At 70.0% G+C, this 12,583-nt stretch carries 10 protein-coding genes; 2 read left to right on the plus strand and 8 right to left on the minus strand.

The annotated features are described in order from the left end of the window. Window positions 1-44: 44 nt before the first annotated feature. From ACWIHT_RS34490 to ACWIHT_RS34500, 3 genes are all read right to left on the minus strand, one after another. Window positions 45-1,199 (minus strand): chaplin family protein, encoded by a 1,155-nt coding sequence (locus tag ACWIHT_RS34490; protein ID WP_456172237.1) that lies wholly within the window; start codon window positions 1,197-1,199, stop codon window positions 45-47. 107 nt (window positions 1,200-1,306) lie between these two features. After that, window positions 1,307-1,534, minus strand: a complete 228-nt coding sequence (chpD, locus tag ACWIHT_RS34495) for a chaplin ChpD (protein WP_026178071.1) — start codon at window positions 1,532-1,534, stop codon at window positions 1,307-1,309. 309 nt (window positions 1,535-1,843) lie between these two features. Next, window positions 1,844-2,260: a rodlin gene (locus ACWIHT_RS34500; RefSeq protein WP_456172238.1), complete on the minus strand. Its 417-nt coding sequence runs from the start codon at window positions 2,258-2,260 to the stop codon at window positions 1,844-1,846. Window positions 2,261-2,452: 192 nt separating this feature from the next. Between ACWIHT_RS34500 and ACWIHT_RS34505 the strand changes: the two genes are divergently transcribed. Beyond that, entirely contained in the window at window positions 2,453-2,866 is a 414-nt protein-coding gene (locus ACWIHT_RS34505) for a rodlin (RefSeq protein WP_200711929.1), read from the plus strand. A 223-nt stretch (window positions 2,867-3,089) separates the two neighbouring features. Beyond that, the gene (locus ACWIHT_RS34510; protein WP_456172239.1) at window positions 3,090-3,500 is read left to right on the plus strand and encodes a rodlin; all 411 of its coding nucleotides are present in this window, start codon (window positions 3,090-3,092) and stop codon (window positions 3,498-3,500) included. 53 nt (window positions 3,501-3,553) lie between these two features. Here ACWIHT_RS34510 and ACWIHT_RS34515 read toward each other — a convergent pair whose 3' ends face one another. The 5 genes from ACWIHT_RS34515 to ACWIHT_RS34535 all read right to left on the minus strand — a co-directional run bounded on the left by ACWIHT_RS34515 (window position 3,554) and on the right by ACWIHT_RS34535 (window position 12,476). Then, a complete protein-coding gene (locus ACWIHT_RS34515) occupies window positions 3,554-5,485 on the minus strand; it encodes an AMP-dependent synthetase/ligase (protein ID WP_456172240.1) in 1,932 nt (643 codons plus the stop codon). A 107-nt stretch (window positions 5,486-5,592) separates the two neighbouring features. After that, window positions 5,593-7,188, minus strand: coding sequence for a YfbK domain-containing protein (locus ACWIHT_RS34520; protein ID WP_456172241.1), 1,596 nt, complete (start codon window positions 7,186-7,188; stop codon window positions 5,593-5,595). A gap of 147 nt (window positions 7,189-7,335) precedes the next feature. Next, the gene (locus ACWIHT_RS34525) at window positions 7,336-8,199 is read right to left on the minus strand and encodes an ABC transporter permease (RefSeq protein ID WP_456172242.1); all 864 of its coding nucleotides are present in this window, start codon (window positions 8,197-8,199) and stop codon (window positions 7,336-7,338) included. Continuing rightward, window positions 8,196-10,874: an alpha/beta fold hydrolase gene (locus tag ACWIHT_RS34530; RefSeq protein WP_456172243.1), complete on the minus strand. Its 2,679-nt coding sequence runs from the start codon at window positions 10,872-10,874 to the stop codon at window positions 8,196-8,198. Before ACWIHT_RS34530 ends, ACWIHT_RS34525 begins: the two co-directional genes overlap by 4 nt. Before the next feature lie 186 nt (window positions 10,875-11,060). After that, window positions 11,061-12,476, minus strand: a complete 1,416-nt coding sequence (locus ACWIHT_RS34535; RefSeq protein WP_456172244.1) for an APC family permease — start codon at window positions 12,474-12,476, stop codon at window positions 11,061-11,063. Window positions 12,477-12,583: the final 107 nt, after the last annotated feature.

Below are 12,583 nucleotides of genomic sequence, written 5' to 3' on the forward strand. Positions count from 1 at the left end.
CGGTGCGGGTGTGCCGGGCGGTGACGTCCGGCACCCCGTGCGCATTACCTACGGGACGCGGCGCGGCCTCGTCGGTAGAGGATCGTGCCACCCGCGATCAACGCGGCACTGACGCCGGAAGCGGCCAGCATGGCCTCACTGCCGGTGTGCGCCAGAACGGGCGGCGGGGTGTGGCTCCCACCGTGCGGAGGCGGCGGAGTGTGATCGCCGCCGTGCGGAGGCGGGGTGTGGTTGCCGCCCGTGGGAGGCGGCGTGTGGTTGCCACCGGTGGGCGGAGGGGTGTGGTTCCCACCGCTCGGGGGCGGAGTGTGATTTCCACCCGTGGGCGGAGGGGTGTGATTCCCGCCGCTCGGGGGCGGGGTGTGGTTCCCGCCCGTGGGGGGAGGGGTGTGGTTCCCGCCGGTGGGCGGCGGGGTGTGGTGGTCACCGCCCGTGGGCGGCGGGGTGTGGTGGTCACCACCGGTGGGCGGAGGCGTGTGGTGATCCCCGCCAGTGGGAGGCGGAGTGTGGTGGTCACCACCCGTGGGTGGAGGCGTGTGATGGTCACCGCCCGTGGGAGGCGGAGTGTGGTGGTCACCACCGGTGGGAGGCGGAGTGTGATGGTCACCACCCGTAGGCGGAGGCGTGTGGTGATCCCCGCCGTGCGGAGGCGGTGGCGTCTCCTCGCAGTCCTCCGGCTTGCCGTGGCCCGAGTCGCCGGAGCCGTAGCCTCCGTGGTCACCCGAGCCGTAACCCCCGTGGTCACCGGAGCCGTAGCCCGAGTGATCGCCCGAGCCGTACCCCGAGTGGTCACCGTGGCCATGCCCGGAGTGGCCCCCGTAGCCGTACCCCGAGTCACCGCCGTAGCCGTACCCCGACTCGTCGTCCCCGGAGCCGTAGCCCGAGTCGTCGGAGTCGTCGTAGGCCTGCTCGGCCCACCGGTGGTGTCCGGTGTGCTCGCCGTGCCGGTGCGAATCCTTGCCGCCGGCGCAGGAGTTGCCGAAGGTCGGGTTGAGCCCGGACACCCCGTCGGCGGAGTTGCCGCAGGCGTTGACCGGCGCGTCGACCGGGACCGAGAGGCTGTTGCCGGACAGGACGCCCGGCGAATCCTTGGCAGCGCCGGCCGTGTACGTCTCGGCCACGGCGGGGCTGCCGCACAGGGACAGAATGCTTGTCGCGGCGGCAGCCGCGACCATTCCCTTACCCAGGGTCTGTCGCAATCTCGTTGTCTTCCTGCTTGAAGAAGTGGGAAAAAAAGCCGGCCTTGGAACAGGAAAGTGTCCAAGGCCGGCCGTGACACAGCCGGAGCGGCTGGTGCGTTGCGTCGTCAGTCGTTGACGCAGGTGTTGCCGAACGCCGGGTTCAGCAGGCCGATCACGTCGATCGAGTTGCCGCACACGTTGACGGGGATGTGCACGGGAACCTGGACCACGTTGCCCGAGAGGACACCCGGCGAACCGATGGCGGCACCCTCGGCGCCGGCGTCGGCGAAGGCCGGGGCGGCCATACCGAGAGCCATGATCGCACCAGCGACAACAGCAGCGCTCTTCTTCATGAACGTTCCCTTCTCTGCGGTCATGCCCTATGACGGCCGAAACCGAGCGAGCACAGCTTGGGCGGCTCGCACCATGACCTGCAGCCTGTGAAACGAGGGATAGACACAGGAAGAAACTCCAGAACGCGTGTCACCTGACAATTCACTCGATCGTCGGCACCGAATTGACGTGATGGCCGCACCGACACCCCAACGCAGAAACGCTTCTCTTCAAGGGAAGGCAGCGGGCGGGCAGTTTTGAGAAACGACGAGGGCGACCCGTTCGGAAGAATTCCGACGGGCCGCCCTGGCCACTGCATTGACGGACGATCAGCTGCCGATGGCGCCGTTGCCCGACAGCACGGGGACGTTGTCCACGAGGTGCGACAGCGGCTCATCACCCTTGGCCTGGGTGGAGTTCTCGGCACACTGCTGGTTCTGCTCGGCCGAGAGGATCGGCACGTCCTGGAGGACGGTGACCGGCACGAGGACGCCCACGAGCGAGGCCGCGTTGGCCTTGACCGGGACACCGAGGCACAGCTTGTTCAGGGCACCCTGGGCGACGGAGAGCTGGGGGCTCATGTCGCCGGTGGTCTTGGCGTTGCCGTAGACCTGCTCGGCACCGTTCCCGTTGACCGTGGTGACGCCGTTGTCGTTGCCGATGGCCAGCGCCTGCGGGGCGGCCGTCGCCGAGACGCCGACGACGGAAGCCGCGACAGCCGTCGCAGCCATTGCCTTCTTGAGCATTTTTCTGCGGTCCTTTCCTGGCAGAGACACAATTCCTGCTCCCCCATCAACCGGGGCGGGCCGGAATGGTTGCGTGACTTCACCCGGTTGGATTCATCTGGGCCATTGGAGTGAATCGGAGCAACCATGCGGCCCGGTGCCAGTTGTTCAGGTCGCTCCGGTGGACGGGGTTACTCCAGAAGGGATCATGAAGTGATCAAGAAGGTTATGGCTGCTGCGGCTGTCGCCGCTTCCGTCGTCGGAGCCTCGGCTGCCGTCGCCGCCCCGGCGATGGCGATCGGTAACGACAACGGCGTCACCACGACGAACGGCAATGGCGCCGAGCAGGTCTACGGCAACCAGGCCACGTACGGCAACATGAGCCCGCAGATGGCGCTCATCCAGGGCTCGCTGAACAAGCCCTGCATCGGCCTGCCGGCCAAGGCGAACCTGGCCTCGCTGGTCGGCCTCGTGCCGGTCACCGTCGCCCAGGACGTGCCGATCCTCTCCGCGCCGCAGAACCAGCAGTGCACCGAGAACTCGACCCAGGCGAAGGGCGACGAGCCCCTGTCGCACATCCTGGACAACATCCCGGTCCTGTCGGGCAACGGCTCCGCGGGCAGCTGATCCCCGGACGCACTCCACGGGCCGCCGAATTCTCGGCGGCCCGTTGGCTTGCCCTCCACGCGGACCGTCCACGGGGGCACGCTCCCGCCCGCCCGGGAGCCGACTTGTCACTCCAGCCGACTTATTGCTCCATTCAGGGCAAAGGCCGCAACCAAACCAGCCATCGCCCAGTTGATCATCGCGCGGCTCCGCAACGGGGTCCGTCCTCCGAAAGGGTTTGAACATGAAGAAGCTGTGGGCGACCGCGGCTGTTGCCGCCTCCCTCGCCGGTGCCACCGCCGCCATCGCCACCCCGGCGATGGCCATCGGCAACGACGACGGCGTCACCACCACCCAGGGCAACGGCGCCGTGCAGAAGTACGGCAACCAGGAGACCAAGGGCGACATGAGCCCCCAGCTCTCCCTCGTCCAGGGCTCGCTGAACAAGCCCTGTGTCGGCCTGCCCGTCAAGGCGAACCTGGCCTCGCTGGTCGGTCTCGTGCCGGTCACCGTTCTGCAGGACGTGCCGGTCCTCTCGGCCCCGCAGAACCAGCAGTGCACCGAGAACTCCACCCAGGCCAAGGGCGACGAGCCGCTGTCGCACATCCTGGACAACATCCCGGTCCTGTCGGGCAACGGCGCCGTGGGCAGCTGACCCCACCAGCACCACGAGAGCGGGCCGCCGAGCACCTCGGCGGCCCGCTTCCGTTATGTCGGTTTCGGCTTCGCGTAGAGCGCCTCGATGTCGTCCGCGTAGGCCGCCGTCACCACCTGCCGTTTGACCTTCAGGGACGGGGTGAGCAGGCCGTTGTCCTCGGTGAACTCGCCCTCGACCAGGGCGAAGGCGCGGATCGACTCGGCGCGGGAGACGGCCTGGTTGGCGTGGTCGACGGCCTTCTGGACGTCGGCGCGCAGGTCCGCGTTCCGCACGAGGTCGGCGAGCGGGGTGTCGGCGGGGAGCTTGCGGACCGAGAGCCAGTGGGCGAGGGCCTCGGGGTCGAGGGTGATCAGGGCGGCGACGAAGGGGCGGTTGTCGCCGACGACCAGGCACTGGCCGACCGGGGCGCGGCTGCGCAGCCGGTCCTCCAGGACGGCCGGGGAGACGTTCTTGCCGCCGTTGGTGACGAGGATGTCCTTCTTGCGGCCGGTGATGGTGAGATAGCCGTCCTCGTCGAGCGCGCCGAGGTCCCCGGTCGCGAACCACTCGTCCCGCAGTACGGCGTCGGTGGCCGCCGGGTTGTTCCAGTACGCGCCGAAGACCACCCCGCCCTTGATGAGCATCTCGCCGTCGTCGGCGATGCGGATCGTGGTGCCGGGCACCGGGAGGCCGACCGTGCCGGGGCGGGGCCGCAGGGGCGGGACGATGGCGGCGGCGGCCGTCGTCTCGGTGAGGCCGTAGCCCTCGTAGACGATGATCCCGGCCGCGGCGAAGAAGAGGTTGAGATCGCGGTCGAGCGGTGAGCCGCCGCTGATGGCGTACCGCATCCGGCCGCCGAGTTCGCTGCGGATACGGCGGTAGACCAGCAGGTCGTAGAGGGCCCACGCGGCGTACAGGGCGGGGCTCGGGCCCTTGCCGGTGCCGAGGAACCGGTCGAGGTAGGCCTTGCCGAAGCGGACCGCGACGCGGTCGGCGCGGTCGAAGGAGGCGGCGCGGCCCATCCGTTCGGCGGTCGCGCGGCCGGTGTCGTGGATCTTCTCGAAGAGGTACGGCACTCCTACCAGGAACGTGGGCCTGAACTCCCTTAGCGCCGGGCGGAGTTCGTCGGGCTTGATGCTCGGGCAGTGGCCGATCTCGATGCGGGCCATGAGACAGGCGATCTGGAGGGTGCGGCCCATGATGTGCGCGAGCGGGAGGAAGAGGAGCGTCGAGGCGACCTGGCCGGTGACCTCGGTGAAGAGGGGGTGCAGCAACTCGACCGTGTTGGCGGCCTCGGCGTGCAGGTTGGCGTGCGTGAGGACACAGCCCTTGGGGCGGCCGGTCGTGCCGGAGGTGTAGCAGATCGTCGCGACCGTGTCGGGGGTGAGCGCGCTGCGGCGCTTGGTGACCTCCTCGTCGGTGATGTCCCGTCCCAGGGTCGCGAGTTCGGCCATGGCGCCCGCGTCCAGCTGCCAGATGCGCGGGTGTTGGGGATGGCGGGCGGTGCCCGTCATGACCGTGTCGGTGTTCTCGGAGGTCTCCGTGACGACGAAGCGGGTGTCCGAGTCCCTGACGATCCACTCCACTTGCTCGGCGGACGAGGTCGCGTAGACCGGCACGGTCCGGCCGCCGGCCGCCCAGATCGCGAAGTCGAGGACCGTCCACTCGTAGCGGGTGCGGGACATCACCGCGACCCGGCCGCCCGGTTCGAGGCCGGCGGCCATCAACCCCTTTGCGGTGGCGGTGACTTCACGGGCGAAGGCGGCGGCGGTGACAGGGTGCCAGCCGCCGTTCTGTGCGCGGCGGAGGACCACGGTGTCGGGGGCCTCCGCCGCGTTGGTGAACGGGAGGTCGGCGGTGCTGCCGGTCGTCGGGCGCGGCGCGAGCGGCAGAGTGCTCGCCTCTCGTACGACTCCCCGCGCGTCCCTGGTGAGTTCGACCCGGGTGCGGGCCGCCAGGTCGGTGCGTTGCCGCGCCCGCTTCAGGTCCTTGCGTACGCCCATGTCGGCTGCTCCCGGTCGGCGGTGAGACGGTGACTGGGGCGTCAACTTACTCGCAAGTAGGGGAAGGTCAATGGGGTCCGTGGGATCGAGTGCGGGTTCGGTCGGGTTCAGTTCATCCGGCTTGCCTCGTCTATCGCCTCCGCGAGTTGTTGTACGTCCTTGTCCTCCGTCCGCTTCGCCAACGCGTGGGCGCGGTCGGCGAGTTCGTCGAGGCCCGGGTCGCCGGGCAGGTCGCCGGAGCGGAGGGAGTCGGCGAAGTAGGCGGCCACGGCGGTGACTTGGAAGCGGGGCGAGGCGTCGGTCAGGGAGTCGTGCAGGGCGTCGGTCTCCAGCTGGCCCGACTCCTCGTGCGGGGCGCGGGTGTTCGGGTCGAGCCAGCGGACGCTGGCCGTGGCGAGGTGGCCGTCGGCGCCCGGCCTGGTGCGGACGGCGTAGAGGGCGGTCACGGTGTGGCCGGGGCCGATCTCGCCGCCGTCGACGTTGTCGTCGCGGAAGTCGTCGTCGGCGACCTTGCGGTCCTCGTAGCCGATGAGGTGGAACTGCGCGACCGTCTCGGGGTCGAAGGCGACCTGGGCCTTGGCGTCGCGGGCGGTGAGGTCGATGTTCTGCGGGAGTTGGTCGACGAACACCTTGCGGGCGTCGGCGTCGTCCGAGACGTACGCGGTGTGGCCGTCGCCCTTGTCGGCGAGTTTCTCCATCAGGGCGTCGCCGTAGTCGCTGCCGACTCCGACGCCGAAGAGGGTGATGCCGTGGTCGCGGCGTTCGTTCGAGATCCGTTCCAGGATCGAATCGGCGCTGGTGTCACCGGTGTTGGCGAGGCCGTCGGAGATGAGGACGACCCGGTTGGTGGCGCCCTCGCGCAGGCCCTCGGTGGCGGTGGCGTAGCCGGTCTCGACGCCGGCGCCGAGGTTGGTCGAGGACTGTGTCTCCAACTCGTCGATGGCGTGGTGGACTTGGCCGCGGTGGCCGTCCAGGCGGGTCATCGGGAGGACGGTCTCGGCCTCGTCGCTGAAGGTGACCAGCGCGACCGAGTCGTCGTCGCGCAGCCGGTCCGTCATCTCGTCGAGGGACTTCTTGGCAAGGTCCAGGCGGCCCGTCTCGGCCATGGAGCCGGAGACGTCGATGACGAACGTGAGGGCGGCGGGCGGGCGTTCGGCGCTGTCGTCGGCCGTGCGGGTGGCGAGGCCGACGCGGACCAGGGACCAGTTGGCGCTGTCGGTGCGGGCGCCGTCGACGGTGACCGTGAAGCCGTTGCCGTCGGGGCGTTCGTAGTCCTGCCGGAAGCTGTTGACGAATTCCTCGGGGCGGATCGTCGACGGGTCGGGCAGTTGTCCGTCGGCGAGGACGCGGCGGGCGTAGCCGTAGGAGGCCGTGTCGACGTCGAGGGCGAAGGTGGAGAGGTAGTCGGGGGACGGGGCGATCTTGTCGGCGGGAGTGCTGGTCTGCTCGCCGTCCTGGTCGCTGCTGTTGTCACCGCCGGAGGTGCCGGAGGTGGTGGCGGGCGCCGGGGCCGGGAAGCCGGTCCGGTTCGCCGCGTTCGAGCCGCCGGAGTCGCTGCCGCCGCCCGCGCTGCACCCGGTGAGCAGCAGGCCGCCCGTGGCGGTGAGGGCGAGCAGGGTGGCGCGCAGGCGTCGAGGTCGCCGGGTGCGGTGGCGGGCGTACTCCTGCGCCGGTCGTGTGCGGTCGGTCTGGTCGGTTCCCATCTCCCGTGCCCCCTCGGTCCGTTGACGTCGGCTTCTGCGACTGTGACGGCGAAGGGGACGGGAACGTGCGCTACGGGGAGTTGCGGAAGCGTCTCGAAGGGGTCGCGATCATGGCTTGTCGTGACCGGTGGGTGATGCTCCGGTGACCTACGACACGATGTCCTTGCTGGCGAAACCCCGGAAGGCCAGGGCGAACAGCACGATGGCGTACGTAACGGAGACCGCCGTGCCCTGGATCATGCCGGACCACTCCGGATGGGGCTGTACGGCGTCCGCCCAGGCGAACTGCCAGTGCGCGGGCAGGAAGTCGCGCCAGTGCCCGAGGGCGGTGACGGCGTCCAGGACGTTGCCGACGATGGTCAGGCCGACCGCGCCGCCGACCGCGCCCAGGGGTGCGTCGGTCTTCGTCGAGAGCCAGAACGCGAGCCCCGCGGTGACCAGTTGGGACACGAAGATGTACGCCACGACCACGAGCAGGCGTTGGGCGGCCGTGCCCGAGCCGATCGCGCCGCCGGTGGGCAGCTCCAGCGGTCCCCAGCCGTAGGCGGCGGTGCCGACGGCCAGCGCGACGAGCGGGAGCAGGACCATCGCGCCCAGGCTGAGACTCAGGCCGACGACCAGCTTGGACCACAGCAGGCGGGCCCTGGGCACGGGCGCCGCCAGCAGATAGCGCAGGGACGACCAGCTGGCCTCCGAGGCGACGGTGTCCCCGCAGAACAGGGCGACCGGGACGACCAGGAGGAAGCCCGCCGACACGAACAGGTTCACCGCGGCGAAGTTGGCGCCGGACGAGGTGGCCGTGTCCATCAGGGTCACCTGGCCGTTGCGCTCGCCCGGGGTGCCGCCGATCGCGAAGGCGGCCACCAGGATGAAGGGCAGCGCGGCGAGGATGCCGCCCATGACCAGGGTGCGGCGCCGCTTCAACTGCCGTACCAGCTCTACCCGGAGGGGCAGTGTGCGGCCCGCGCGGTAGCCGGAGGCCACTTCTACGGGCTCGGCGAGCGTGCTCATGCGGAACCTCCGATCAGGGTGAGGAACGCGTCTTCGAGGCGACGGTGGGGGCCGACGGAGGAGACGGGGACTTCGAGTCGTACGAGTTCGACGAGGAGTCGGGCGGCGGTGGCGGAGCCTTCCAGGTGATCCTCAGGTGCCGGACTGTCGTCCGACGCCAGTCGCAGCAGCAGACCGCCCTTTGCGCGGGTCACCGATTCCACGTCCGCGAGGGCCCCGATCTTCTCCACCAGGGGGTCGGGGACATCACTCGCCAGGCCGACGAGGAGGGTGTCTCCGGAGCCGATGATCTCGGCGACCGGGCCCGCCTGGACGAGTCGGCCGCGGTCCATGACCACGAGATGGGTGCAGGACTGCTCGACCTCCGCGAGGAGGTGGCTGGAGACGATGACCGTGCGGCCGGCCTCCGCGTAGCGGATCATCACCTCGCGCATCTCGCGGATCTGCGGCGGGTCGAGGCCGTTGGTCGGTTCGTCGAGGATGAGGAGGTCGGGCAGGCCCAGCATGGCCTGGGCGATGGCGAGGCGCTGGCGCATGCCCTGGGAGTAGGTGCGCACCGCGCGGGCGAGCGCGTCACCGAGGCCCGCGATCTCCAGGGCCTCCTCCAGGTGGGCGTCCTCCGGGGGCCGTCCCGTCGCCTGCCAGTACAGCTCCAGGTTCTCGCGGCCGGAGAGGTGCGGGAGGAAGCCCGCGCCCTCGACGAAGGCGCCGACCCTGGACAGCACCGGGGCGCCCGGGCGGATCGCGTGACCGAAGACCCTGATCTCGCCGTCGTCCGGTTTGATCAGGCCCATCAGCATGCGCAGCGTGGTCGTCTTGCCCGCGCCGTTCGGGCCCAGCAGGCCGAGCACCTGACCCTTCTCGACGCGGAAGGACAGCTCCCGGACCGCGTACCGGTCCGCCGACTTCGCGTACCGCTTGCTCAAGTCGGTGATCTGGAGCGGGACTTCGGCCAGCTCGGGGTCCGGGGGTGTCGCGGAGGTGCGCCGGCGTCCGGTCAGCAGCAGTGCCAGTGCGAGTGCCACGCCGGCCAGCGGGAACCACCACACCCAGGACGGCAGCGTCGCCGCGGCCGTCGTCACACCCGGGGCCGTCGGCACCTTGAGGTCGCTCTTCAACGTGACGGTGTACGTCGCCGGGGCCGTCGGGGAGGAGTAGGCGAGGTCCGTCGAGGCGAGGACCAGGCGCAGGTGGTGGCCGCTCTGGACGTCGTAGTCGATGGCCGGGAGGGTGATCGTGACGTCCTTGCCCGCCTTGGCGCCCTCGACCCTGAGGGGGGTCACCAGCTGGGAGGGCAGCACCTGTTGGCCGCCGCCCGGGCCTACGTCGTAGACCTTGCCGAAGAGGACGGCGTCGTCGCTCGTCGACTTGACGTGGACGGTGACCGTGGGCGATCCGGTGATGCGGAGGCCCTGGGTGAGGGGCTTGGAGTCGAACGCGGCGTACTGGCCGGGGAAGTCGAGGGAGATGCCGACGCCCAGGGACGACAGCTGGGACAGGCCGCCCGCGCTGCCGAGGCCGGGCAGGGCGGAGATCGCGGGCGGGCTGGCGCCGGCCGGGTTGGTGAAGGACTGCTCGCGGCGGCCGGTGAGGGCGATCGCGCGCGGGTCGTTCTCCAGGCCGGGGTAGGCGCTGCCGCTCGCGCCGCGCAGCAGGGCGGCGCCGTCCGTGGAGTCGACGCCTCCGGTGCGGGTGACGCGGAAGGCCGGGCCGGTGTCGGTGTTCTTGTCGTCCTTCAGGTACCGGTCGAACCACGAGGTCACGCGAGCCTGGACGCGGCTCGTCTCCATGTCGCCGCCGTCATGGCCGCCCGCGATCCAGTCGAGGTCCACGGGGGCGCCGTTGGCGCGGATCGCCTTCGCGGCGGCGTCGGCCTGGCCGAGCGGGAACAGGGAGTCGGTCTGGCCCTGGAGCAGAAGGGTCGGCACGTTGATGTGCGAGGCGACGGCGGACGGGGAGCGCTCCTGGAGGAGTGCGCGCGCCGCCGCGTCCGGCTTGCCCGACTCGGCGACCCGGTCGTACATCGCGCACAACTGGGGTTCGAAATTGGCGCAGCCGCCACCGGAGTTGATGAAGATGCTCGCCCAGAGCTTCTTGAACACTCCGTTCGGGAACAGGGCGTCGGCGAGGTTCCAGTAGGTGATCGCCGGGGCGATGGCGTCCACGCGGGCGTCGTACCCGGCGGCGAGCAGGGAGATCGCTCCGCCGTAGGAGCCGCCCGCCACGCCCACGCGCGGGTCGCCGGGCTTGTCGAGCTGGACGTCCGGCTGCTTCGCCAGCCAGTCGATCAGCTTGGAGACGTCCTTGACCTCGCCGTCCGGGTCGTTCAGGCCGATCTTGCCGGTCGACCTGCCGAAGCCGCGCGCGGACCAGGTCAGTACCGCGTAGCCGTCTCTGGCGAGGCCCTCGGCCTGCTTCCGTACGTCGTCCTTGCTGCCTCCGAAGCCGTGGGCCAGGAGGACGGCGGGGCGGCGGGTGGCTCCGCCGGTCGTGAAGTACGAGGTGTCGAGGTTCACGCCGTCGACTGCCATCGTGCGGTCGGAGCGGTGTACCTCCGGCGGTTTGTCGGAGGCTACGGCCGTCCAGGTGCCGGCGGCGGCGAGCACGGCTACGGCGGCCGTGGCGGCGAGCCACTGCCGTGGGCGTCGTAGTCGTAGCTGCGGGCGAAGATCCATGTCGTCAACGGTACGGGGCGTCTCTGACAGTTGGGGGCGACCCTGGGGTGAACCGGGGGTGAGGGGTGTACCGCGGTTGGTGTATGGCTAGTAGCTCGGGGGGCTTATGTGGGGTGCCGGGTGCGGGTCCGGTGGGGGCTGGTCGCGCAGTTCCCCGCGCCCCTGGAGGACTCGCCCCTGCGGGGCTTAGTCCTCCATCGGGAGTGAGATCAGCCAGCGCGTGTCCCTGCGCGGGCGCAAATAGAGCGCCCAGTAGAGGGTGGCCGCAGCGACTATGCCCCCCGTCCACAGCAAGTAGGTCGTCTCCTGTTGCGTGAGGATGTACGCCAGGACCGCGATCAGGAGGATCGGTATTGCGGGCCACAGCGGCATGCGCCACGCGCGCGTGTGGGTGTGTTGGCCTCGGCGGGAGAGGAGTGCGGCTACTGCGACCAGCAAGTACATGCCCGTCACCGACACACCCGTCACGCCGTACAACGTGTCCAGGTTGACGAAGCAGAGGACCGCTCCGGGGATGCCTACGGCCAGAGTGGCCACCCAAGGGGAGCCGAAGCGGCCGAGTTTGGCGAAGACCGTGTTGACCGGGGTGGGCCAGGCCTTGTCGCGGGCGGAGGCGAAGAGGACTCGGGAGTTCTGGATGACCATGACGATGCCCGCGTTGATGATCGCGAGGGCGACGCAGAGGCTGACGAAGGTGCCGACCGCCGAGTTGGACCAGGCGGTGACCATGCTGCTGATGTCGCCGCCGGTCAGTTCCGAGAGGTCGGACGCGCCCATGGTGATCGCGACCACCGGGACCAGGATGATCACCGTCGAGATCGCGAGGGTGGCGAGGACCGTGCGGGCCACGTTTCGGCGCGGGTTCTCCAACTCCTCCGAGAGGTACACCGCCGTTGAGAACCCTTGCGTGACGAACAGGGCGATCGCCAGGCCGGAGACCACCAGCATCGCCGTCACCGTGTCCGTGTGGCCGCCGGTGCCCGCCACCTGCATCGAGGTCAGGCTGCCCAGGCCCCGGTGGCTGTGCGTGAAGCCGAGGAGGGCTACGACTCCGGCCGCTATGACCTCCAGGACCAGGAAGATGCCCGTGATCCAGGCGTTGGCCCGCAGGTCCAGCAGGCCCGCCAGCGTGGCCAGGAGCATCACGCCCGCGCCGGTCATCGACGGGTTCAGGTGGACGATCGGGGTCAGGTAATCCGCCGTGCCCATCGCTATCACCGGGGGGACGATCATCACGACCAGGAGCGAGAGGACGAAGACCAGCCAGCCTGCCAGGCGGCCCGCCAGCGTCGACACCATCGCGTACTCGCCGCCCGCGCTGGGGATGAGGGTGCCCAGCTCCGAGTAGCAGAACGCGACGGCGATGCAGAGGACCGAGCCGATCGCGATCGTGAGGGCGGTCGCGGTGCCGAGCGAGCCGAACAGGTCGGGGACGACCACGAAGAGCGTGGAGGCCGGTGTCACGCACGAGAGCGTGAGGAGCGTGCCGCCGACTATGCCGATGGAGCGCTTCAACTGCCGGGGCTGCTGCGGACTCTGGGAACTGTCCGACGACGCCTCGGAAACGGCGGCGGCCTCGGCAGTGGGGAGGGTGTCGGTCACGGGCCTGATGGAACATTGACGGAAACCATCACGTCAATGGGTGTTCACCTACGGAATTCGTTGATCCAGACTGCCGTAAGTGACGTATTCGGCGTCCGTGGGCAGTG

The organism is Streptomyces sp. NPDC002276, from assembly GCF_053891435.1.

What these genes read in the sequence shown, in the direction of transcription:
- ACWIHT_RS34500 (WP_456172238.1), bottom strand. Translation starts at nt 2,260, where the DNA reads ATGCTCAAGAAGGCAATGGCTGCGACGGCTGTCGCGGCTTCCGTCGTC.
- ACWIHT_RS34520 (WP_456172241.1), bottom strand. Translation starts at nt 7,188, where the DNA reads ATGGGAACCGACCAGACCGACCGCACACGACCGGCGCAGGAGTACGCC.
- ACWIHT_RS34515 (WP_456172240.1), bottom strand. Translation starts at nt 5,485, where the DNA reads ATGGGCGTACGCAAGGACCTGAAGCGGGCGCGGCAACGCACCGACCTG.
- ACWIHT_RS34530 (WP_456172243.1), bottom strand. Translation starts at nt 10,874, where the DNA reads ATGGATCTTCGCCCGCAGCTACGACTACGACGCCCACGGCAGTGGCTC.
- ACWIHT_RS34525 (WP_456172242.1), bottom strand. Translation starts at nt 8,199, where the DNA reads ATGAGCACGCTCGCCGAGCCCGTAGAAGTGGCCTCCGGCTACCGCGCG.
- ACWIHT_RS34510 (WP_456172239.1), top strand. Translation starts at nt 3,090, where the DNA reads ATGAAGAAGCTGTGGGCGACCGCGGCTGTTGCCGCCTCCCTCGCCGGT.
- chpD (WP_026178071.1), bottom strand. Translation starts at nt 1,534, where the DNA reads ATGAAGAAGAGCGCTGCTGTTGTCGCTGGTGCGATCATGGCTCTCGGT.